This is a genomic window from Paenibacillus sp. FJAT-26967, assembly GCF_001541095.1.
Classification (GTDB): Bacteria; Bacillota; Bacilli; order Paenibacillales; family NBRC-103111; genus Paenibacillus_F.
Genome location: NZ_LMXH01000003.1, coordinates 395,586 through 419,207, shown reverse-complemented (window position 1 = coordinate 419,207; position 23,622 = coordinate 395,586). Strand labels below are relative to the sequence as shown.

The 23,622-nt window shown below is 53.4% G+C and carries 20 protein-coding genes and 1 riboswitch; all 20 genes read right to left on the bottom strand.

Features of this window, described 5'->3' with window-relative positions; genetic code table 11:
- Positions 1 to 162 precede the first annotated feature (162 nt).
- The 20 genes from AR333_RS16425 to AR333_RS16330 all read right to left on the bottom strand — a co-directional run bounded on the left by AR333_RS16425 (position 163) and on the right by AR333_RS16330 (position 23,615).
- On the bottom strand, positions 163 to 3,492 hold the full coding sequence (locus tag AR333_RS16425; RefSeq protein ID WP_068776440.1) for a glycosyltransferase family 39 protein: 3,330 nt from the start codon (positions 3,490 to 3,492) through the stop codon (positions 163 to 165).
- 345 nt (positions 3,493 to 3,837) lie between these two features.
- Positions 3,838 to 5,013 (bottom strand): DNA sulfur modification protein DndB, encoded by a 1,176-nt coding sequence (locus tag AR333_RS16420; protein WP_068776439.1) that lies wholly within the window; start codon positions 5,011 to 5,013, stop codon positions 3,838 to 3,840.
- Complete coding sequence (locus tag AR333_RS16415; RefSeq protein WP_068776438.1) at positions 5,013 to 6,149, bottom strand: DNA sulfur modification protein DndB; 1,137 nt, start codon at positions 6,147 to 6,149, stop codon at positions 5,013 to 5,015. The genes AR333_RS16420 and AR333_RS16415 overlap by 1 nt, the downstream gene beginning before the upstream one ends.
- A 220-nt stretch (positions 6,150 to 6,369) precedes the next feature.
- Positions 6,370 to 7,563, bottom strand: coding sequence for an aminotransferase class I/II-fold pyridoxal phosphate-dependent enzyme (locus AR333_RS16410; RefSeq protein WP_068776437.1), 1,194 nt, complete (start codon positions 7,561 to 7,563; stop codon positions 6,370 to 6,372).
- Between the two features lie 191 nt (positions 7,564 to 7,754).
- On the bottom strand, positions 7,755 to 8,849 hold the full coding sequence (locus AR333_RS16405) for a site-2 protease family protein (RefSeq protein ID WP_068776436.1): 1,095 nt from the start codon (positions 8,847 to 8,849) through the stop codon (positions 7,755 to 7,757).
- Positions 8,850 to 8,891: 42 nt separating this feature from the next.
- Entirely contained in the window at positions 8,892 to 9,251 is a 360-nt protein-coding gene (locus AR333_RS16400) for an arsenate reductase family protein (protein ID WP_172798884.1), read from the bottom strand.
- A gap of 233 nt (positions 9,252 to 9,484) precedes the next feature.
- On the bottom strand, positions 9,485 to 10,501 hold the full coding sequence (locus AR333_RS16395; RefSeq protein ID WP_068776435.1) for an RluA family pseudouridine synthase: 1,017 nt from the start codon (positions 10,499 to 10,501) through the stop codon (positions 9,485 to 9,487).
- Complete coding sequence (locus AR333_RS16390; RefSeq protein WP_068776434.1) at positions 10,498 to 11,067, bottom strand: cob(I)yrinic acid a,c-diamide adenosyltransferase; 570 nt, start codon at positions 11,065 to 11,067, stop codon at positions 10,498 to 10,500. Before AR333_RS16390 ends, AR333_RS16395 begins: the two co-directional genes overlap by 4 nt.
- Positions 11,068 to 11,362: 295 nt before the next feature.
- Positions 11,363 to 13,135 carry a cobyric acid synthase gene (locus AR333_RS16385; protein ID WP_084783739.1) on the bottom strand — a complete coding sequence of 591 codons (1,773 nt, stop codon included), beginning with the start codon at positions 13,133 to 13,135 and terminating at the stop codon, positions 11,363 to 11,365.
- A 125-nt stretch (positions 13,136 to 13,260) separates the two neighbouring features.
- Positions 13,261 to 14,340: a threonine-phosphate decarboxylase CobD gene (cobD, locus tag AR333_RS16380; RefSeq protein ID WP_068776433.1), complete on the bottom strand. Its 1,080-nt coding sequence runs from the start codon at positions 14,338 to 14,340 to the stop codon at positions 13,261 to 13,263.
- A 138-nt stretch (positions 14,341 to 14,478) separates the two neighbouring features.
- Positions 14,479 to 15,345 carry an adenosylcobinamide-GDP ribazoletransferase gene (gene cobS, locus AR333_RS16375; RefSeq protein ID WP_068776470.1) on the bottom strand — a complete coding sequence of 289 codons (867 nt, stop codon included), beginning with the start codon at positions 15,343 to 15,345 and terminating at the stop codon, positions 14,479 to 14,481.
- The gene (gene cbiB / locus AR333_RS16370) at positions 15,321 to 16,298 is read right to left on the bottom strand and encodes an adenosylcobinamide-phosphate synthase CbiB (RefSeq protein ID WP_068776432.1); all 978 of its coding nucleotides are present in this window, start codon (positions 16,296 to 16,298) and stop codon (positions 15,321 to 15,323) included. Before cbiB ends, cobS begins: the two co-directional genes overlap by 25 nt.
- A gap of 10 nt (positions 16,299 to 16,308) precedes the next feature.
- Positions 16,309 to 16,893, bottom strand: coding sequence for a bifunctional adenosylcobinamide kinase/adenosylcobinamide-phosphate guanylyltransferase (gene cobU / locus AR333_RS16365; protein ID WP_068776431.1), 585 nt, complete (start codon positions 16,891 to 16,893; stop codon positions 16,309 to 16,311).
- Positions 16,894 to 16,921: 28 nt separating this feature from the next.
- The gene (gene cobT / locus AR333_RS16360) at positions 16,922 to 17,980 is read right to left on the bottom strand and encodes a nicotinate-nucleotide--dimethylbenzimidazole phosphoribosyltransferase (protein ID WP_068776430.1); all 1,059 of its coding nucleotides are present in this window, start codon (positions 17,978 to 17,980) and stop codon (positions 16,922 to 16,924) included.
- A 178-nt stretch (positions 17,981 to 18,158) separates the two neighbouring features.
- On the bottom strand, positions 18,159 to 18,944 hold the full coding sequence (locus AR333_RS16355; protein WP_068776429.1) for an ABC transporter ATP-binding protein: 786 nt from the start codon (positions 18,942 to 18,944) through the stop codon (positions 18,159 to 18,161).
- The gene (locus AR333_RS16350; protein WP_068776428.1) at positions 18,944 to 19,981 is read right to left on the bottom strand and encodes an iron ABC transporter permease; all 1,038 of its coding nucleotides are present in this window, start codon (positions 19,979 to 19,981) and stop codon (positions 18,944 to 18,946) included. The genes AR333_RS16355 and AR333_RS16350 overlap by 1 nt, the downstream gene beginning before the upstream one ends.
- Complete coding sequence (locus AR333_RS16345; RefSeq protein WP_068776427.1) at positions 19,982 to 20,989, bottom strand: ABC transporter substrate-binding protein; 1,008 nt, start codon at positions 20,987 to 20,989, stop codon at positions 19,982 to 19,984.
- 180 nt (positions 20,990 to 21,169) lie between these two features.
- A riboswitch (cobalamin riboswitch) is annotated at positions 21,170 to 21,374 on the bottom strand.
- An 88-nt stretch (positions 21,375 to 21,462) separates the two neighbouring features.
- Complete coding sequence (locus AR333_RS16340; protein WP_068776426.1) at positions 21,463 to 22,038, bottom strand: hypothetical protein; 576 nt, start codon at positions 22,036 to 22,038, stop codon at positions 21,463 to 21,465.
- A 53-nt stretch (positions 22,039 to 22,091) separates the two neighbouring features.
- Positions 22,092 to 22,352, bottom strand: coding sequence for an aspartyl-phosphate phosphatase Spo0E family protein (locus AR333_RS16335; protein ID WP_068776425.1), 261 nt, complete (start codon positions 22,350 to 22,352; stop codon positions 22,092 to 22,094).
- Between the two features lie 66 nt (positions 22,353 to 22,418).
- Complete coding sequence (locus tag AR333_RS16330; protein WP_068776424.1) at positions 22,419 to 23,615, bottom strand: aminotransferase class I/II-fold pyridoxal phosphate-dependent enzyme; 1,197 nt, start codon at positions 23,613 to 23,615, stop codon at positions 22,419 to 22,421.
- Positions 23,616 to 23,622: the final 7 nt, after the last annotated feature.

The following is a 23,622-nucleotide window of genomic DNA, read 5'->3' as shown; positions in this document are numbered from 1 at the left end:
ACAGGCAAAATTAAACGGCCTCAGTCCCGTGGAGTTCAGGACTAAGGCCGCCTAGTGTCTTTACTTATTTATAGTGTCTACTTGACGGGGTGCAGTTCAGTTACGCCAAGAGACAGTCCCTATCGTATTTCACACAACTACCGGTACGTGCCGCCGGCTACCTTAGAAATAATTCCAGCCCGGCAGCCAGCGCAGCCATCCGGTATAAGATTTATCGACTACTAAGCCCGAGAGCAGCGGATAGAAAATGACGAACAGCAGTGCGACTGCCGCCAGATACACATACCCCCAGCGTCTCCAGTGCGGTTTGGTTTCGAAAAGATGCCGGATGAAGAATGTGATGATCAGAATCATAAAGGGAACCATCGCAAAGTAATGGTATATAAATGTCAGTCTCGGCACAAGCATCCAAGGCAAGTACTGGGACGCGTATGCGATAAGCAGGAAGCGCAGAGGCTTGTTGCGTGTCTTAAAAGCCAGCCAGACGGCAAGCAGGACACAGATCAGCCCCGGCCACCAGATGAGCGGATTGCCGAACGATACTATGCTGGATACACTGTCCAGAGGAACGAATTCCCCTTTGTAGTACCAGATCGGTCTGAGCATCAGCGGCCATTCCCACCAGCTTGAAGAGAAGGGATGCGTCGCAACCAGCTCACTATGGTAGCTGTACATATGCTTCTGATAGGTAATGACATCAGCCAGACCATGCCCCGGTCCCGGCACCATCATGAACGGAATGTAAGAGGCCACGTAGATACCGGCCGGAATCAGCACGTAGAAAACGACGCAGAACAGCAGCGTGTAAATCGTATACCGCGGGAACTTGCGTACCATTGCGGTCCATCGCTGCACTTCCTCCTGCCTGCTCTCAGCCGTGCTCATGCTTACAATGGCTCCCAGACTGTCGCGGGATGCGGCTTCTTGCTGAATGAGCTGATTCGAAGCGGAACCGCCTGACGAGCGATCGCTCTCTCCCCCGTTATGCTCCTCCCAGGTCAGCTTCGGCTCTTCGCCTTCAGATGCTTCGCTCTGAGCCTGCTCTCTTGCCCATTCGCCTAGTTTGCGCTTAGCTTCCCTATACTCCCCATAGCGCTCCCACAAGCTCAGGGCAAGCAGGACGGCGAGACCGGCGCCTCCGTAGAGTACAATCCATTTGGAGGCAGCTCCAATTCCGAAGACTACTCCCGCAAGTCCTAACGGTACCAGCGTCCGGCGCAATGAAGCCTCGTAGAAGTTCAACGTCGTATACCGGTACATCAAGGCGAACATCAGCATGATGAAAAACACGCCATACACATCAATCGTAGAGATTCTCGTTTGCGCAAAGTGCATAAAATCAAAAGCGAACAGGAAAGTCGCAATCGCCGCATATTCCGTGCGGCCAAGCAGCCGCTTCGCCATCATGTACATGAGTGGAAGCATGGCTACGCCGAACAGCGTGCCCACAATGCGCCAGCCGAAGGGATTCATTCCGAAGAGAGCGATCCCCGCCGAAATGAGGACTTTGCCCAGCGGAGGATGAGTGCTCTCGTAAGGTTCGATCCGATATAGATGCTCATATGCCGTCCGCGCATGATAAATTTCGTCAAAATAAGTGCCATCAAGGTAAGTTGGAGCAGCAGGCACGATCGCCTGCTCGTCAAACAGGTTCGCATGTTGAGCCGATCTGGCGGCTGCCCCGGATTCACCCGATGCCGAGTCCTGCTCGCCGGCAGGAAGGACCTTAACCGGGAGCGGGATATCCGATACGCCATCGAAGAATGCCACCTCGTGCAGACGAAACCCGGTGTCCATCGGAATGATTTTGACATACCGGGTATTCACATCGGTCTTAACGACGTTCCATGTAAACACTTTGACGTAGTCCGATTTCACATCCACCGGCCGGTCCCACATCACTCCGTCGTCGGAGAATTCGAACCGGAATGAACCGTCTCCGGCTCCCGCATAATTATGAATCCGGGCGACATGCCTGGATTCACCGAAATCAGCAACGATCTCATCGGTTATGGCCGTTGCCGGTTTCCAGAAGGTCTCCGGGGCCTGGGTAGACCCCAGATTAATCAGCGCGATAATCATATAGACAGCGGTGATAAGACCCGCCAGCCCTACATCCTTCTTCGTCCACAACGGTTCGCGGGCAGCCAGTGCGCCGTCCCGGTCCCGGATCACAGAGCCTCTGGTCGTCAGACCGGCAAGCAGTCCCCTTCCGGGTTGAAGGCTTCCTTCCGTATTCCGCTCGTTATCTGCGCCTGCCGCCAGTTGAAAAGCATATCTCCACGCGAATACGAACAATATCAGGTTCACGGCCGACACCACGATCAGAACAGGATCTTTTACAGCAATATGGTAAATATCATTCGAGCTCTGCCAGAGGACATACCCTACGTTAAGGAAGCTGGTCAGGCTGAAGCCGCCGAACAGCAGAAGCAGGCGCTTATCCTTCAAATGCAAATAAGCAGCTAGCAGCAAAAGCAGCCCGTAGAACAGATAACGCTCGTGCATTTTGGTCATCAGCATAAAAGCGGACGTGGCGAACAGAAAGCCCATATATAAGCCTGCGCCTTTTTTGTGAGAAGTTCTTGCATAAAGGACCAGGGAAAACAGAAGGGCCAGCACAAAAAAAATCGTGCCCCACCTCGTGTAATCCAGCGAAAACAATTGCTTGTCGGCCGCCTGGAAATTACCTCCCATCAGCGCCATGAGATTGAATGCATTAAGCGAGGCGTACGGGTACGAGGCCAGTGTACCGAAGTACAGCTTAACGAGCCACAGCGGCTCCAGCTTCCATGCAAAAGGCAGAGCCGGAAGCAGGAAAGCCGCCGTCCCCGCAGCAAAACTCCCCGAGAAGGTTCGCCACCAGCCCTTTTCCCCTGCGTTTTGGAACAAGGCAACCAGGAAGAACGGACCGAACAACAGTCCCTGCGGCTTCAGCAGCACGGCAATGGCAAGAAAAACCGCCGCCGAAACAAATCGTTTCTTTTCCAGCTGCAGCAGGAATATCAGTACAAACAGCATGAATACGGAATCCACCTGCCCCCACCCGGCCGAATTGATCCAGATAGCGGGATTCAGCATGTACAGGGAAGACAGGAGGGCCGCCCTGGACGAAGGGAATGTCCGGGATGCCAGCTTATATAGAAGAACAGAAGACAGCAGATCCGCTGCCATCGGTACCGTTTTGAGTATCAGCAGAGACAAGCCGGACTCCCAGCCGATTTGAAGCCCGCCGCATAAAGCACCAATGATATACAGCACATACATATACCCTGGCGGGTAATCCAGAAAATAATCAGGATCGGAATACAGCTCTCCAAACCCTACTGTGTATGCCCGGTCCGCCCAGGCCATAAACGTACGCACATCCGCTTCATAGCCGAATAAATTCGGCGCTACGAGTAAACGGATCACGACGGCTGCTGCCAGCACGAGCGCGAATAAAGTGTGCCGGTTACGGGCCGTTCCCGGCATCGTTTCACCGATTTGCATGCGTCCACTCCTTTAAAGCTTTCTAAGCTTTTCTTGTTAGTTCCTATTATGGGGGAAGGTTCGCACGATTGGCAAACACCATTTCCAATTGCCGCCTATATCTAGATAAAGACTGTAACTATGTATACAGCATAAACAGCCTGTTTATGCTTCAACAGGCCGCTTAAGGTTTATCGCTTGCGGCTTATCGTACATGATGTCTCCGGAGCTCTGTCCGGCATACAAAAAAGGACCCCGCCGGACCCGCCAAAAAGCGGGTTGTCCAGCAGAATCCCGTTTACTATTCAGGCTGTAACCAGCCGACAGGCGGACAGCGGAGCCTGCCCCCAGCAGCCCGTTATATCCTTAAGCCGGTGAAGCGGTTTTCATTCCTTCTTCCGGCTCAATGCCCTCCATGAAGAAGCTCACCAGCTTCCCGTGCTTACGCAGAGATTTCTCATGAATAAGATTCAGCTTCCCGTTATCCAGCGAGCCAAAAATATAAATCAGCTCCTCGTTATCATGGGACCAGTCGAACCCTTCAAACATCCGCAGACACTCGGTCCACCCCGGATTGTATTCTCCATTCTGGAACAGGAACGAATTCGCATACAGCGCAATGCTTTCCTGCATAACCCGGTTCGCGGACGTGACCTGCACAAGCCCGGGCTGCTCCGGCATCATCGGCAGAATCGTGTTGAAGAACTGGTGCAGAATTTCCACATACGTCGACATGTCTTTGCGGATTTTACGCTGCAGCTCGTAGGACGACTGCATTTTACCCGAGAACAGCATGACGGCCGTCGAGTACATCCAGGACAAGCAAGTGAAATTGCGGTTAAAAGCCGTCAAGTTGCTGCGCCTCTCCACACCCGCATTCTTCAGCAGCATATTATGATCGACCACCTGCTGGATGACCAGATTAAGCGGATCGACCGAATCGAAAGAATGACCCAGCTCCTTGCTTACAAGCTGCACTTTAGAATTGATATCCCCGAACAGCTGCTGCTCCTCCACCTCACCGAGCCCGATATAAATCTGCACAGCCAGCTCGCTTTCCATCAGACCCAGGCGTCTAGCCTCCATCTGCTCCAAAAGCCCGTTCACCTGCGTAATTTCGTCAGCCAATTCCGGATTGTCCGTTTCCTTGCGGTGGCGCACTCGCAGAGAAGCCAGCTTGCGCTCGATGCGCTTCACTTCCTTCTGCATCTGTTCATTGACGAATCCGAGCGCCAGAATGCGGTGCTGACCATCGAGGATGCTCAGCTTCGAGCCGTGGCGCAGGAACAGATCCTCCTTCACACGCGACAGCTGGCTTACATCGCGCAGCGACAGAGTGACAGGACCGAAGAATACCTGATCGAGCTCCCGCTCCTGGAGATAAGTCGAAATTTTGCGGCGCTGCATTTTACTCAGCTTCCGCTGTACGATGGTATCAATGGTTGTGTAATTGAGCAGATCCTGCGCCTTAAGAGCAACGGTCGCAAGGCCAAAACGCTCACAGAAAGGATGAATCGTCATCCGCAGGCATAAACCGTCCATTAGCCGACATCCTCCTTATCGCTGATCAGGAACAAATGCTGCTCCTGGTAGAAGGAGCGGATATATTGATACGCTTTCATAATTCGCGAGCGGCGCGGCAGGCGATCCTTCTCATCTCCGCTGAAGATCGCGGACCAATCGATATGAGGCAGGATCTTAGTCGCATACTCCAGGCCGTAGCGGTTGAACTTCGCACTCTTGGTCGCTTCCTCGTGGAAGAACAGGGCCAGTGCGATCTGGATATTCTCCGACCAAGCCGCTTCCCCTTTGACGGGCGCCGGTAAATATTTCAGCAGCTGCTGAAAATAGAAGGAGCTGTGGGACAAATGCTCCGCTACAACTTCCTCATCATAATGATACCCGTTGCCCCGTGCACCCGACTTCATCCGTCCTTCGAAGAGCGCCACCAGAATCTCGATGAGCAGGTGGTATGTAAACAGAAATTCCGGCCCCTTCCCGCGTTCCGAGAACATGTCCACCGGAATATGCTGCATGACCGGAGCCTTCTCCACAAGCTGGGAAGCCGTCACATGGTAGAACCGGCGCTGATCGCGAAGCACGGCCAAGTTGCCGCCGATTTTGCGGGGCAGCTTATTAATGTCGGAGAATAGCTGCCTTTCCTGTTTGGCATCAATATCGAGATAAATCATCGTCGATACAGGGAACGCGTACAGTCTGCTCAATTTTTCCGTAATTTCTTCCATACGGTCATACTCCCTGCGGTCCTTCGCCCTGGCCATCTGACTTTGCAGAGTTTCCATTAAACGCTGAAAAGCAGCCAGACGGTGCTGTCCGTCGACTACATACAATTTCTCAATGGGCTGAAGCTGAAAAACATGCTGCTCCGAATCGTAGCTTCCCGCTCCCCTTGCAGAGAAAATAACACCCGGGAAATAAATCGGCTGATGGTTATCCAGATACAGGGATACATAATCCATCAGCTTGGACAGATTGCGGGGAATGATGGAACGCTGAACTTCCAGGTCTACCTCATAGATAGAAAAAAGCTTAGAAATGGGTAAAGTTGTCGAGAGCGTCGCTTGTCCGAAAGTCTGCCCGAGCACACCCGGAATTTCCACCAGGGAAGAAGGCTTCTGCTGCGACAACAGCTCGGATAGCGAAAAGATAGAATCCATAATTAACTCCTTTCAAACCTGTTTTAAAGGATGCCGGACTTCTTATCCGGCAGTAGAAGGATAGACCTGAACGGTTCCCGTCAAACCTGCATGAAATTAAGCAATGCGGGTGCGGCTTGGGTAGGACAGGACCCTATCGGTTTCCTATCAATTTCAATCTCTACTACTTTACTCATTGTTAGCACTTTTTCCTTCTTTGAAACGGGTATATTGGAAAATTTTATGTATTTCTTTCAATTTCGCCAATAGACTTCCATATTTCTCCGATTCTTGACACAGCTTCGCTCAGTTTTCCCTCAGGCTGAACAAGGGCCATACGGACATATCCCTCCCCCTCCGCTCCAAAAGCATCTCCCGGAATTACAGCAACTCCGGCACGCTCCAGCAGGCTCCTGGCAAAATGCCGGGAAGTCCAGCCCTCAGGTATTGGGGCCCAGACGAACATCGTCGCCTTAGGCAAAGGCACGTTCCAACCCATTTCCCGCAGCCCGTTCACCAGTACATTGCGTCTGCGTTCATAGACAGCCGAGATAGCTGCCGGGAAATCAGCCTCCTCTTCCAGAGCCAGCACGCCCGCCTGCTGAATGGGAAGGAAAATTCCATAATCGATATTTGATTTTAAAGTCCGCAGCGCTGCTATCGCCTCCGCATTGCCGGCAAGAAAAGCAATCCGGCATCCGGCCATATTGAAGCTTTTGGATAAAGAATGAAATTCGACTGCCCGGTCCTTGGCACCCGGCAGCTCCAGAATACTCATCGGCTTATAGCCGTCGAACGCAAGCTCCGAATAAGCCAGATCATGCACGATAAGCAGATCATGGCGCTGCGCGAAAGCCAGTGCTTTCTCATAGAAAGCACGGTCAGCCGCCTCGGGAATGGGATTGCCCGGATAACTGAGCAGCAGGAACGAGGCTTGATCCGCTATATGCGGCGGAATCTGGTCCAGCTGCGGAAGGAAGCCTGCCGATTCCTTCAGCGGGAGCAGGATGGGCTCCACACCCGCCAGTACCAGACTCGCCGCGTAGATCGGATAACCGGGGTCCGGCACTAGCGCGGTATCACCCGGGTCGCACAGTGACATAGCCAGATGGGCCAGACCATCCTGTGAGCCGAGCAGAGCGAGCACTTCGCGGTCCGGGTCTACCTCCACGCCGAAGCGGCGCTGCATCCAGCCGGCAGCTGCCCTGCGGAATTCCGGAGTACCTTCTGATCCCGGATAGCCGTAAGCCTGCGGGCTGAGGACCGCTTCGGACAGCGCCTTCATCACTTTGGGAGAGGGCGGGAGGTCCGGACTGCCGATTCCAAGATCAATAACCTCCATGCCTTTCTCCTCCGCCTCCCGTCTCCACTGGGCCACCTCCGCAAAGATGGCTGAACCCAAACTTCCAATTCTTTTTGATCCTGTAATTTTCATAGCAAGCTTCTCCCCTGTTCTTAAAATCTATTACTCACCGATGTTTCTTACTCTACTTCATCATTCCCGCTTCTTCTCTCTCTTTCCTGCCTGTAAATACAAGAACTCATAAGCCTGTGTCGACTTATGAGTTCCGTTTTCTATGAGTTGTCATGATGGATAGTACACTCACCGCGGTTTATTCGCCCGGGTCAGCTAGGAGGCAGCACGCCATGAATCCAGTTCATCATCGCGAGCAGGTAAATGGCAAGCCCTGCATACGCGATGCCGAACTTCCAGCGGGAAGCGGTCGGAACCTCGTAATAAGCATCGTTGTCGTATGGCTCCAGTTCCACATCGCAATGAAGAATAAGATGGAGGCCATCCTCACGGTTCGCCCTTTCGATTTTGGTAACCTGGACACGGTGGACAATCGATTGACGGGGCAGCTCAAACTTGGTTTCAAAATCAATCGCATCCCATGAAACTTGGAGCATCTGCACACCTGTATTTCCTTCGCCTATATCCGAATAAGTGGTAAAATCCAGATTCCGCTTATGATCTTCCCCCGGAATCATATACCCCTGCTGCAGCAAATGCTGCGCCGTCATATCAAAGCGCGGATGAAAATGGAACAGCTGCGGCTTGTTGCGGTATTTGACGAACTTTTTGTATAAATCCCAAGCGAACATAATCCAGATGATCAGGAACAGGAAGCTGCGCAAATACACAATAACCGCAAGACCTCCAATTAAGCCCACCAGCCATAGCCACCGGGTCACAGCTGTGGAAATCCGTCCTCCATCCAGCGGATGAATCGGCAGTAAATTAATCAGATTCAGAAAAAGTCCCGTATAAGCGATTGAGATCAGAATACCGGAATCCAGATACATGCCTAATCCGAAGCACGCCGTAGCTCCTATCGTTCCCAGCAAAGGCCCTCCATACGCGATGTAAGCTTCGGTTACCGCGTCTCTCGGGTTGCGCTTCATCGTAATCAGCGCGCCGAGAAACGGGATGAATAAGGGCGCGGACACAGGCAATCCTTTGCGCTTAGCGGCAAAAACATGGCCTAACTCATGGATGAAAATCATCGCCACAAGTCCGATCGCGAACGGTAGCGGTGCTATAAGCGCATAGCCGGCAATCGTAATCGCAATCGAGATGAAGGTCGCTCCGAACTTGCTTAGCTTCAGAAGAGGAATCAGCACCTTGAGCTGCGTCAGCAGGAAGGCGAGGATAGCTCCAAAAACCCAGAGCGGGTTTTTCTTTTTCGTTTTAGAAGAAGGGTTCTGAGACAACTGCATTCACTCCTTTCCAGATGATTGGCCTGACGCAGGCAAGGATTGTCAGCCCCAAACCTGCTCAAAATCAGCTTCTTTGAATCCCACGGTTACTTGGCGGCCATCCGTTACGATCGGCCGCTTAATCAATCTTCCATTGGATGCCAGTAAAGCCAGCTTTTCATCTTCTGACATGGAATCCAGCTTATCCTTCAGCGCCATCTCTCTGTACACTTCACCGGAAGTATTGAAGAACTTCTTAATGTCGAGTCCGCTGCTACGGACTAATATCCTAAGTTCATCGGCAGTCGGCGGTTGTTCGAACAGAGGAATCGTGTTTGGCTCCAGACCTTTATTTCTCAGCCATTTCAAAGCATTGCGGCAAGTACTGCACTTGCTGTATTCATACACGGTTACTTTCATCAGACGAAACACCCTTTCAATAATAATGGCGAGCCGCACTATGCGGCTCCCCTGATGCGGCACAAGCACTCTATATATTCAAAAACCTCCGCTGCCGAGCCGGCGGGAGGTCAGAACAACAAGCGGCGGAACCTCAGCTTTCCGGCAGCACGTCTTTATACGCAATCTAGCGCGAAAAGTTCCATTCCGCCAGAAGGCAAATAAGGGCAGCGGGCCGATCTCTTATGCGCTGCCGGTCAAGATTCATCCGCTCCGCGAGATGAGCTGCAGGCGTCGATAACGGCCTGCATATCCGCCGGCAGCGGAGCGGTGAACTCCACCCGGTTCCTTGTGCCCGGGTGGTCGAACGCCAGGCGGTACGCGTGCAGCGCCTGGCGTGAGAGTCCGCGACCGGCTGCCGGAGCGGCTTCATCTTCATCTACAGCTGACGCATTCGCGTCCGCCTCCGTGCATATGCAGTCACAAGCCTCCGCCGCTTCGCCGCTGCCCGGCCCGTACATCTTGTCACCAAGAAGCGGATGTCCGAGGTGCTTCATGTGGACGCGAATCTGATGCGTCCTGCCGGTTTCGAGCATGAGCCGCACCAGAGTAAGGCCGGCATACCGCTGCACGACTTCGTAGTGCGTGACCGCGCGGTAGCCCTCCGGCGTTACAATGCGGACATGCGGCTCTTCGGGATTCCGGTCGATAGGCGCATCAATCGTTCCTTGGTCTTCCGCTACACTTCCGTGTACAAGCGCAAGATACTCTTTATGGATGGTGCGGGCGATCATCTGCTCCGAAATCTGCTGGTGCACATACGGATTTTTGGCGATCGCCAGTACCCCGGACGTTTCCTGATCGAGCCGGTGAATCGGCCGGAACCGGACATTCTCACCGCGCTGTTTCCAGTGATGAACAACCCCGTTAGCGAGTGTATTGACGTAATGGCCGTGCGTCGGATGGACAATCATGCCGGGTTCTTTGTTTACGATAAGCAAATGTTCATCCTCATACAGAATCTCCAGAGGAAGGTCCTGCGGCAGAATATCTTCTGACTCTTCTTCCTCCATCCGCAATTCGATCCGGTCTCCGCTCTGTACTTTGATCGAGATGTATTCTCTTCGTCCATTGACCGTAATCCCTTGCTCCGTCTGTTTCAGACGGGAAACCAGCTTGCGTGATAAACCCATTTTGTTGTGCAAAATCGTCTTCAGATAAAATCCCTCCTCTTCGGGAGGGACCTGATAGATTATGGGTGCGTAGTAGTTCATGATTTCCTGCGGAACACTTCAGCACTGCGCAGATATTCCACATCTGACTGCCCTTCGCGGAAATTAGCCGTTCTCGCCAGAGTAAAGAACAGATCCGATAAACGATTCAGATAGTGCCGGACATCGGAATTAATCTCTTGCGTACGGGCCAGTGTTACAACGCGTCTTTCCGCACGGCGGCATACCGTCCGGCACACGTGCATAGCCGAAGAGGATTGGCTCCCGCCCGGCAGAATAAAGCGGGTAATATCCGGCGTTTCGGCATCATACTTATCAATCCAGGTTTCGAGGTTCTCGACCATGTCCGAATTAACCTTATACGGCCTCTTCTCCTGCTTAAGCAGTGCAAGGTCAGAGCCGCAGTCAAATAACTCATGCTGAATCGTAAGCAGATCATCGAGCATATCAGCGAATTTGGCCGGATCAAGAAAACCCATCGCCTGTCCCACTAAACTGTTCAGCTCATCCACGGTACCGTATGCTTCTACCCGATCGTCATCTTTATCGACCCGTCCTCCGATGACACCCGTTTTTCCAGCATCACCGGTTCTAGTATAAATTTTCAAGTAAAATCCCTCCATTCTTTATAGATGATTCTTATACATGGGCACGGAATTACGGATCCGGCTTCACTCTTCGTTCCTGCTTAAGTGCAAGGAGACTCCGTAGGCCACTAAACCCGTTTTAAACCTTCCCTTCATCATAGCGCCCGGCAACTAACATCGCAAACATGCTTTGCTTATAACAAGCAGCTCCGCTTTCTTCTCGCCCCTATACCTTGGGTAACTTCTTAGTTCACTCACTCGCCTGGCCAGTTATACCGGCCGTCCTTAAGTATAAAACTTTAATAGAGTTTGCTTGTCAGATGGAGAGTCCTGCAATCTCATACAGCTTCGTTATATCCAGATGAGCACGGACATGCGCCGCAAGCCGGTCGAAGGCTTCTTCTCTTCTTTCCCGGTAACGAAGCTCCGCCTGCAGCGGCTCCCAGCCCTTGCCGAGTCTGACCTCATTTAACCAGGCCCGGCGGAAATCATCATTATGCAGTACCCCATGCAGATATGTTCCCCATATACGTCCGCCATCTGCGGAGGCGCCGTCCGGGTGATATTCGGCATCTGCTTCCCGCTCGCTGAAGCGGCTTTGCTCCGGGCTGGACTTATCCAAGCTATCCCCATGATCGCATATGCCCTTGTCCTCTAACCACTCGCTCTCTTGCTCGCAGCTGCCCGGAGGCGGAACACATATGCGAAGCCGGAAAGGACGCTCCGCATCCGCTTTGGTCACATGCGTTTCCCCCATATGAATTTCATAGCCCTCAACCGGCAGCACGGAACTACTGGCGAACAACCGGCAGATCCCCTCGGTCCGGACTGTTTTCTTCCCGGCAGTGAATTCAGTCCGGACAGGAAGCAGTCCCAGTCCTTCGTATTCTCCGGTGAAGCCGGATTCGGCTCCCGAACAATCCGAGAGACTTTCCCCGAGTATCTGGTAACCGCCGCATATCCCGGCTATATATCCGTTATTGCGGGCATACGTGCCGATCCGGGCAGCCAGTCCGCTTTCACGCAGAAAAAGCAAGTCGCCTATCGTGTTCTTACTTCCGGGGATAATCAGAATATCGGGATTTCCCCAATCATCCGGTCCGGTAATATAGCGGACATGGACATCCGGCTCCTCATGAAGCGGATCGATATCGGTAAAATTGGAGATCCGCGGCAGACGAAGAATACCGATTTCCAGTACATCTGTCCGATCCCGGCTGGACGAATGTCCCGTTTCTGTCTCCAGCCGTTTTTTGGAATCCAGCGAAGCCGAGTCTTCATCTTCTATTCCCAGCTTCGGATAGTACGGAATCACGCCGAGCACAGGCTTTCCTGTCCGTCGCTCCAGCCAATCCAGCCCAGGCCGCAGCAGTCCGATGTCGCCGCGGAATTTGTTAATAATAAAACCCTTCACCCGGTCTCTTTCATCAGGCTCCAGCAATTCTAGCGTACCGACAATCGCCGCAAAAACCCCGCCCCGGTCAATATCCGCTACGAGAACAACAGGCGCATCCGCCCATCCCGCCATCCGCATATTAACAATATCGCGATCCTTCAGATTAATCTCGGCCGGGCTGCCCGCCCCTTCAAGAATAACGAGCTCGCTGCTCTGGCGCAGTCTATGGAGTGCTTCCCGGACAATTCCCTCCGCAACAGGCAGATAAGACTCCCGGTACTCACCCGCATCCATATCCATCAGAGGCTTGCCATGGACGACAACCTGTGAGCGCATATCACCAGTCGGCTTGAGCAGAATCGGATTCATATCAGTCGTAGCCGCAATCCGGCAGGCATCCGCCTGCACACCCTGCGCACGCCCGATTTCACGGCCGTCTGGAGTGACATAAGAGTTAAGCGACATATTCTGTGACTTGAACGGCGCTACACGCTTACCGTCCTGGACGAAAATACGGCATAAGGCTGCCGTAACGATACTTTTCCCGACATCGGATGCGGTTCCTTGCACCATAAGCGTCCTCGCAAGACGAGGGGCCGTTACGTATCCTCCATCCGTTGAATTCAGACTGGCCTCCGTCATAGAAGAATTGAGCGGACCCATCCTGCTTTCTTTCGTATCGTTTTTACTCATCTGCTCCTCCCTCCCTCCGGTGTCCGAACAATCTTCAGAGCCTCATTAAAAGCTGCCAAACGGCATTCATGCTGCTTTCGTGCGGCTTTCGTGCTACTTTCATATTTATTCGGCCTTCTTCCTCGTTATTTCGGCGACAACACTTCTGCCAGCACGGAAATCAGGCGCTCATTATCTTCGCGGAGCTTCACGGCAACACGGAAGTAAGAACCGGTCAATCCTTCGAAAAGCGAAGCGTCCCGGATCAGAATGCAGTGCTCGCCCATTTTTTGCTGGAGTTCCCGTGCAGTAAGGGCAGATTCCTGCGGAAGACTGCAGAGAACATAATTGATATCACTCGGCGTGACGGTAAGCCCCAGAGAGGCAAGCTCCCCGCGAAGCCAAGGATTCTCCTCCCGGAGCCACGCAATCGTCCGCTCTGCGAAGACCTCATCATTCAGAACCGCACTCCCGATCAACTGCGCCAGGAAATTCACGCTCCACGGTACCTGCAGCTGACCCATCTGACGGATAATATCCGGATGTGCCACGACAAATCCGAGGCGGATACCCGGGACGGCATAGAACTTGGTCATAGAGCGAATCACATACAAATGCGGGCTCACTGCCGCCCTGCGCAGCATGGTCAACTCCGACTCTCGAGGCACAAAATCGAGGAAGGCCTCATCCAGAATGAGCGGATGCCCGGTGTCCGCTATTTCATGCAGCAATCCACCGGGCAAAAGACGGCCTGTTGGATTGTTCGGCTGACCCAGGAACAGCGCGTCCGATTGCTTGAACGCTTCTTGCACATCTTCCTTTTGAAGAACAAAATTATGACGTGCATGAAGCGGAATATTGTGAACACGTCCGCCAGCCTTATGTACCGCATCTTCATACTCGCTAAAAGAAGGCCTCGCCAGCGCCGTTACGCCTGGTTTAAGCACGCGAACGATCAGATCGATCAGCTCTGCAGCTCCGTTTCCCACCAGAATGGATTCTATAGGCACGCCGTACTTGACTGCGATTTTCCCGCGCAGCTCTCTAACAGCCGGGTCCGGGTATTTCACAATATCCCGCCACTGATTGCGCAGAATATTCTCCACCGCTTCCGGCGGTCCGAGCGGATTCATATTTGATGAGAAATCCAGAAAATCTTCCCTGCTTCTCCCGAATTTCTCCTCCGCTGTCAGCAAATCTCCACCGTGTCCGTAACGTTCAAGCAACGTCCATCCCTCTCCCTTGTCCAATTTTTCAATAGAGAATGACCCTATTTATAGGCAAAAAGGCTGGGAGTCCTCCATTAGGACTCAACCCGCCTCACTGAAAACTCAAGAATACAGCTTCATCTGGCTGCTGCAAAGCTACAAACCGATTTGAATCAGGCCCGCTACGCCAAGGAGCAGTACAGTCTCCAGCAGTTCATTTAAAGCCCCGTACGTGTCGCCTGTCAAACCGCCAAGCTTGCGTGCAATCATCGAAGCCAGTATCCATCCCGCAGCAAATGTGAGGGACATAATAACTGCGGCAGTCAGGATAACCTGCCATACTATTCCGATTGAGGTTCCCCACAGCAAATCGTACGGTACCTGACGGCCCAGCAGTTGAAAGATGCCTAGAATAGCCAAGCTGAGCCCGAATGCTAAAGCCGCAGCAGCGGCAGCAAATGGCCTTTTCCCTCCTGAAAAGAAGCCGCCCATGCCTCCCTCACGCCTTGCATACGGCCAGAAGGCGACGGCAGCCGTCATGAACGCCCGGCTCCAGACGGGTACCAGAACGAGTAAGGTGCAAGCAGCCTTCCCCGGTGAGTGAAGAATCGTGTACAGTGCGCTCCATTTCAGCAGAATGACGAGCACGCACACAATGACGCCCATGGCTCCGACCCGGCTGTCTTTCATGATCTCCAGCATACGCTCCCGCGGGCGGTGGCTCAAGATTCCATCGGCCGTATCCATCAGGCCGTCCAGATGCAGAGCCCCCGTAAGGCCGATCCAGATGCACAGAAGCAGAACCGAAGCAGGCAGTTCCGGCAGGACGATGCTCAGCAGCCAGGCGGAGCCCAGCAGCACATAGCCCAGCAGAGCTCCGACGAGCGGGTAGGAGGCCAGACTTCTGCGCAGGACAGCCGGCGTCCACTCGATCTGCACGGGAACCGGCAGACGGGTGAGAAACTGCAGCGCAGCGGTTAAGCCCAGCAGCCAGCTTTTTAATTCAGTGCCCACAGTGCGCATAGAAGCCCTCCCGCCATCCAGCCGGTAGCCCCATACAAGAGACGTACCGCTGCATTAATGTCTTTGCGGCTAAGCGGTCGCAGCGGCCAGCCCATGCGGGCACGCTCGCTTATGACCGTGCCGTAAATATTGCGGCCGCCCAGCTCGATGCCCAGCGCACCCGCTACAGCGGACTCGGGAATGCCGCTGTTAGGGCTCGGATGCAGCCTGGCGAAGCGGCCGATGGACCTCGCGGCCCGCAGCGCGTCCATACGAGGCTGCACAGCGGCAGACAGCACAAGCAGCAGACCCGTCAGCCTGGCCGGAAGCCAGTTCATCACATCGTCCCAGCGGGCGGAAGCCCAGCCGAAGTGCAGGTATCGCTCGTTCTTATAGCCCACCATGGAATCCAGGGTGTTCGCCGCGCGATACAGCATCGCCAGAGGAGCCCCGCCGATCAGCGCGAAGATTAACGGCGAGATGACCCCGTCGACCGTATTTTCGGCTACGGTTTCCACAACGGCCCGGGTCAGCTCCCCTTCGTCCAGCTGCGCCGTATCCCGGCCTACTATGTAGCCGGTGTACTTGCGGGCATCCGCCAGATTCCCGGCGGCCAGCGGCACCGCTACCAGCATCGCCGCATCCTTCAGCCCTTTGACCGCAATCGTGGTCGAGATGAACCACGTGGTGACGGCATAGCCGAGCCAAGGGTGAATCTCGCCCGCTGCCCACGTCAGGGCAAACATGATGCCGCAGGCGGCCAGCATCGTGGACAAGGCCAGCACCACGCCCCTTTGTTTGAGGGCGCGCGGTGTGATGGATGTACGGCGGCGGAGACGTTTTTCCATCCAACTGATCCAGCGCCCGATCCGAATAACTGGATGCGTCGGCCATTTGGGATCGCCGATCACAAGATCAATGACAATAGCGGCGAGCACCATGCTTATGATTTCATTCCATGTGTATATAAGCATTGAGCCGCTCCTATTCGAGCCGGAACGCCCGGCTCTTCAATTCAACCGGAATGCCGGCCGTTACGAGGAAGACCTGCCCGCAGACGGAGGCCAGACGCTGGTTCATCCGTCCGGCGAGATCCCGGTACAGCCGCCCGAGAGGATACTCCGGCACAATACCGCTGCCGACCTCGTTCGTCACGAGAACGAGGGGACCCTCGTGACCTTGTACCGCCCGCACAAGCTCATCTACTGCTGCGCTGGTCAAGGACGCGGCATCCTCCTGCCCCTCCACCCGCAGAAGGCAGTTGGAGAGCCACAGCGTCAGGCAATCGACAAGTACGACGCCTGAGTGCGCTTCTTTGGCGCTGCAGGTCCGCAGCAATGCGGGCAGCTCCAGCGGCTCTTCGAGAGTCGTCCAGGCGAACCCGGACGACTCCCGCTGCTGCCGGTGCAGACCGATGCGCTCCCGCATCTCCTCGTCCCAGATCTGGGCGGTCGCGATGTACGTGCCCCCATCAGCCAGTCTGGCGGACAACTGTTCCGCGAATGAACTTTTGCCGCTGCGGGCTCCCCCTGTCACCAGAATGGGGCCTTGTTCGATAGGATCGGTCATTAGTGTTGTTCTCCTTCTTGGCATTCATTTAACCGCGTGATACACCGGCACTTTCGAACGAGGCCATTTCGCGCATGATTTTACCGGCCGCATCGATAAGCGTAAAGCAGAGCGCGGCTCCCGTGCCTTCGCCAAGCCTCATGTCCATATGCAGCATCGGCTTCAAGCCGACGGCCTCCAGCATCTTGGCATGTCCCTGTTCATGGGACTGGTGCGAGCCGATCATGTACTGGACCGACACCGGAGCCAGTCTTGCGGCGATCAGAGCCGCTGCCGAGGAGATGAAGCCGTCAATCACGACGGCGCAAGAATGTTTGGCCGCTCCCAGTATTACGCCGGTCAAGCCTGCAATCTCCAGTCCTCCGACCTTGGCAAGCACATCAATCGGGTCCCGATCATCCGGCTGGTTCACTTGAATCGACCTGCGGATGACTTCTTGCTTGTGACGCCACCTTGCATCGTCAATTCCGGTTCCTCTTCCGACACCGGCTTCAAAATCTACACCGCCCAGAACATGGAGCAGAGCAGAACTGGCGGTGGTGTTGCCTATTCCCATCTCGCCGGTTGCCAGAATACGCACACCGCGCGCGACAAGCTCATCCACAACCTCTGCTCCGACAAGAATCGCGCGGATTGCCTCATCCCTGGTCATAGCGGCGCCTTGGGCCATATTGGCCGTGCCGTACCGCACTTTACGGGCAACAAGATCCTCATGCTCCAGATCTGCATTCACGCCGATATCCACACAGACGACCTCTGCGCCTGCATGCCTTGCCAGAACATTTACCGCCGCTCCACCCTGCAGGAAATTCAGCACCATCTGAGGCGTCACTTCCTGCGGAAACGCACTGACGCCTTCTTCGCATACCCCGTGGTCGGCAGCCATAACGATGATCGCTTTATGCGTTACATCCGGAATAACCTCTCCCATAATACCGGCCAACTGTTTCGAAATGTCCTCAAGTTTCCCCAGGCTACCGGGCGGTTTAGTCAGACTGTCCAAGTGGGCGGATGCCGCATCTATCGCATCTTGATTCAGGGGATGAATATCCCCGATCAAATCTTCTATTTTTTTCAACTCACTCATTGTAATCTCTCCTAGTATCGGAACTTCGTTGTTATTGCTCTTGCTGCCTGTATTCACTGTATTCACTGTATTTCACTGTATCCGGTCTCTATTCTTAACATGAAACTCCATTGTGCCATAAAAATAGCCGGAACATCTACATACTAGCATACATGTTCCAGCCTTATGTTTAAAATAGCTATTCTCCCCGCTTCAGCAGGATTTGCGGCTTTCCATTAGCTGGATGCTTGAGAACGATCGGTTCCGTTCCGTATACACTCCGGATCATCTCGATGTTCATGACATGATCCGGTGTACCGGTGGATACCTCTTGTCCTTCACTGACGACAAGCAGCCGGTCACAATACTGTGATGCCAGATTCAAATCGTGAAGAACTGCCACAACTGTCAGCCCTTCCTCACGCTGCCAAGCGCTCACATAGTCCATAAGCTGCACCTGATAGCCGATATCGAGGAAAGTCGTGGGCTCGTCGAGAAGCAGCAGGCGGGGCTCCTGAGCCATTACCTTGGCCAGAGCGACCCGCTGGCGCTGTCCGCCGCTTAAGTTCTCGACGGTACGGTCCGCCAGCGATTCGAGATCAAGCCGCAGCATGATCGAATCGATCAGCTTTCCCGCATCCGGCCGATCTGTCCCCAGCCAGCTCTGGAAAGGGAATCTCCCCATCTCCACGACTTCCCGTACCGTGTAGCCCAGTGGCGGCAGAGCATCCTGCTGGAGAACGGCAAGCCACCTCGCCAGCTCTCTGCGCGGGTAGCCGCTTGCATCTTTGCCTTTCAGCAGGATCTGCCCCTCTGTCGCCGGCTCCACACCGGAGATGAGGCGCAGCAGCGTGGATTTCCCGCTGCCATTGGGGCCGATGATTCCGAAGAATTCACCGGCAGCAACCTCTATATTGATATCCTTCAGCACCTTCGTGCCGTCAAATGCCTTGGTGGCATGTTGCACCTGAATGATCGGTTCCATCAGCCTCTTCCCCATTTCTTCTGTTTGCGCAGCAGATAGGCAAAAAAAGGCGCACCCAGGAATGCGGTAATCACACCGAGCGGAATTTCTGTCGGACTGAGCACCGTACGGGCCAGTGTATCCGCCCACAGCACATAAATCGCGCCGCCGAGCGCAGATAAGGGTACGATCAGCCTATAATCCGGTCCTGCCAGCAGGCGGACCAGATGAGGAACAATCAAGCCGACGAAGCCGATTACGCCCGATACGGAGACGGCTGCGGCCGTTACAAGTGTGGCCGTAATGAGCACGACCAGCTTGGTTCGTTCAACATGGATGCCCAGATGCGCAGCCTGCCGCTCGCCCAGAGCCAGCAGATTCAGCGTTCTCGTATAGCTGAACAGCACCAGGAAAGCGAGCAGGAAATACGGGAGCAGGACGCCGGAGTAACTCCAGCCCTTCATAGCCAGACTTCCCATAAGCCAGAAAACGATTTCGTTGACCACTTTATTCGAGATGGAAACAAGGAAAGATACGACTGCTCCGAGAAATGCCTGCATAACCACTCCAGCCAGCAGCAGCGTTTCCATACGGATTTTGCCGTCTGTTTGAGCCAGACGGAGTACGATCCACAACGAGATGGCTCCCGTGACAAAACCGACAATAGGCACCGTCCATGAACCGAAATAGGCGGTCTGGAGACCGAAATAAATAATAAAAGCCGCGCCCACACTCGTTCCGCTGGAAACGCCGAGTGTGTAGGGATCCGCCAGCGGATTGCGCAGCACTCCTTGAAAGGCCGCTCCTGCAACGGATAATGACGCGCCTACCAGAATAGCCAGTGCCACACGCGGCATCCGTACATTCATAATGATTTGTTCGGATGAGGCAGGCCAAGTGACTGCTATTCCTTCTCCTATGAACGGCAGTTTACTTACCAGAATCGAGGTAATATCTCCAACCGGAAGACGGGCCGAGCCCATCGAAAGGCTGAGTACAATAGAAAGAAGAAGGAGTATAACTCCTACTCCTCCCCAAAGCCCCCATCTATTTCTCATCTATTTCACCAGATCCGGATAAATAGCTCTGGCCATTTCCAGCAGGCCTTCTGTGAGTCTCGGACCCGGGCGGCTTAGTTTATTCTGATCCAGGCCGATTACACGGTTGTCTTTGACTGCTTTTATTTCCCCCCAGCCGCTGCGCTCACGAATAAGCTGTTCAAGACTTTTCTTAGTTTTATCATCGACGACATCATTTGCAAATAGAATGACGTCCGGATTCGCCTGGATGATTTTCTCTTCACTGATCTGTTTCCAGCCGGTGATATCCGACGCTGCATTGACGCCGCCTGACAGCGTAATAAGCTCGTCCATGAATTCGCCTTTACCAACGGTCCAGCCTGGCGAAAACTCAATGTACACCTTTTTCTTCTGGTCGGCAGCTACAGTTTTGACTCCATCCGTCACTTTCTTGAGTTCTTCTTTCATTTTTGAAACTACTTTCTCCGCCTGCTCCTGATGGTCGGTTATTTTACCGTATAGCAGTACGTTCTGGATCACATCGTCCACAGTCTTAGGCTCTACCTTAAAGACATTGATATTCATCGCACGAAGTTTCTCTACGGATTCACTTTTCATCGAGACGCCTGTAAAGACGATTTCAGCTCCAGAAGCAATGATGGATTCCTGGTTAGGCTGTACGATCCCGCCCATTTTGGGTTTCGTTTTGGCTTCTGCCGGATAATCGTCATAATCCGAGACGCCTACGATCTTATCTCCCAGACCGATTGCAAACAAAGCCTCTGTTTCTGCCGGAGATACGGAAATAATTTTCTGCGGTGCTTTATCGAAAGTAAATTCTTTACCCGTTGCATCCTTAACTTTGAGCGGATACTGCGTTTTTTTACTGTCCGCGGTTTGCGGAGCAGGACTTGGCGAAGACGGAGCGGCTGTACCAGCCGGGGGCTGTTCGGTTTTACCGCAGGCGGTTAGGAGCAGGGCAAGCATGAATACAAGAACCAGCTGCAAATATCTCCTGGATTGTGTACTTTCTTCGGGGTTTCTCATCGTTTTCTCTCCCTTGATCCTTAAGTTTGACTTGAAGCTGGGTTACAGTAAATAACTGGGCACGTCACACAAAAACCCCCCTATCCGAAGATAGAGGGGACGATTTCAGAGAACACGAGTTGGCTGTGGCTTCACAGGAAGCCACTTCCGGTTTCGCGCAATCCTCTCCTCGAAGGATGTTGTGCTGCAAGACCGGCAGGCAGGTCTCCTGACTTACGGATGGTTGGTTGTTCTTGCCTTCCCATCCCCTTGGACAGTGGCTTCGTAAGAACATCTCCGTTATACAGTGGCGGGACCGTGCCGGATTTACACCGGCTTCCCTATTAACCCGTGCTCTTCCAATGGAGCAAGAAGAATCTGCGGGACCTGGCGGTAGACGTATTTGGTTTAAACCTTCAAGTTCTTTCAACAATTATAGGCGAACTCCCGCCGTCATGACAACCAGTAAAGCAAACTAAGTTGTCCTTTCCCTGCTATTTGACTGCAATTTTCTTAAGAACTTCCAGCGACAATTCCGGATTCCGGCTGTTCTCCGCCATAAAGGCTACCAAGCCATTCCCGTTAAAACCGTTGTCTTTGAACCACTTGGAATGCTGCAGCGGAATGCCGTATAAGTGCTTTTCCATCTTGGGCGGCGCGGTCTTATCCACTTTCTGGCCGTCCGGAGGCTGAATTTCAGCTTCCACGATCCCCTCGGAATAATCTTCCGGCTTAAAGTGCTCGTCCAAAGGCAGAAAAGATCCGCTCTTGGCAAAATTCTTGAACTGTTCTTCCGGCAGAATAAAAATACCGTGTCCGCCATAGCCTAGCTCAACGATCATTTTCTCCGCGGAAAAAATAGGAGATGTCGAGATGCTGATACTAGGCGCGGGTCCGACCAGCGCGATTAGAGACTCTTGGAGCTTGACCGCGTTCTCGGTCGAAGTACCTTCCTTGTTCATAAAGAAAACAGAAACATCCGCTTTGGCCTCATCTTTGCCGCAACCGGCGGCCAGAACGGTAATCAGCAATAAGAGTAAAGCGGCCGGCAACCAGCGTTTTTGTGTCATTAAAATCCCTCCGATGCGATCGTCCATCCAAACGCTGCAAAAAAGCCGGCACTCTACCGGCTTTTCTGAACTAGATTCATATATTCGTTGATTTTATGATCAAGAGATACGCTCATTTCAATAACTGTGTTGGATGTCATGGCTTCGCCCGACTGAACCAACTGCTCCAAACGCCTGCGCATAAACTGAATTTCTTCTTCCAGGTGAAAGAGGGATGCTAGCTTTACAGTTCTTTTCGACAACCAGCGCTGCTCAGGAGCATCATGGCTGTACCAATTTCCCGGATCTGCCAAATGATATTCAAAAGCCATCATGATCCCTCCTTTACCCTAAAGATATCAGTTTTTTCCGAATCTGAAAACTATTTTTTGGACAAACCTTTACAATTTTTTCATAAAAGTTCCAATACGGTCTAAAGCCTCAGTGAGCTGAGATACCGAAGTCGCATAAGAACAGCGGACAAAACCTTCCCCGCCGTTACCGAATACGGCTCCCGGAACAGCGGCAACTTTAGCTTCGACAAGTAGTCTCTGCGCAAACTCTTCGGAAGATAATCCCGTTGATTTAATAGACGGGAAAGCATAGAATGCCCCTTCCGGCTCGTGGCACTCCAGACCGATCTGCCGGAAGCCCTGAACGACTAACCGGCGGCGCTGGTTGTACGAATCCACCATCCGGTCTTTCTCCTCCAGTCCGTTCCGCAGTGCTTCAAGCGCTGCGATCTGGCCCATGATCGGGGCGCACATCACCGTGTACTGGTGAATTTTGAGCATAGCCGAGATTAGCTCCGGGTGCCCGCACATGTAACCGACACGCCAGCCTGTCATTGCAAAGGCTTTGGCAAATCCGCTTACGAGAATCGTGCGGTCACGCATCCCCGGCAGAGAAGCAAAACTGACATGCTTGCTGCCATAGGTCAGTTCCGCATAAATCTCATCGGCGATGACAATAAGATCGTTCTCTTCCACGATTTTGGCGATTGGCAGCCAATCCTCGTAAGTCATGATCCCGCCCGTAGGATTGCTCGGGTAACTCAAGATCAGCACCTTCGATTTGGGTGTCAGCTTAGCGCGCAGCGCTTCCGGCTTCAGCTTGAAATTGTCTTCGGCGAAGGTCTCCAGACCAACGGATACGCCGCCTCCGATCGTAACGATCGGACTATACGCGATGTAACACGGTTCCGGTACAAGCACTTCGTCCCCAGGCGTAATCAGGGCGCGCAGCGCCAGATCGATCGCTTCGCTTCCTCCCACCGTCACGACAATTTCATTAGATGGCTCGTATTTGACCTGGAAGCCGCTGTATAAATATTCGGCAATCGCTTCGCGAAGCTCGGGAAGCCCCGCATTAGGCGTATAGTTGGTACGGCCTCTCTCCAGAGAGTACACGCAGGCTTCACGCACATGCCATGGGGTAATAAAGTCCGGTTCCCCGACCCCCAGAGAAATAATGTCTTTGCTTCCGCTGACTAAATCAAAAAAACGCCGGATGCCCGAAGGAGGAATATCCCGGACCAGCGGCGATAAATAGTCCTGCATGGACTTTTGTTTACGTCCGATTTCATCCTGGTTTATCATCGTCATC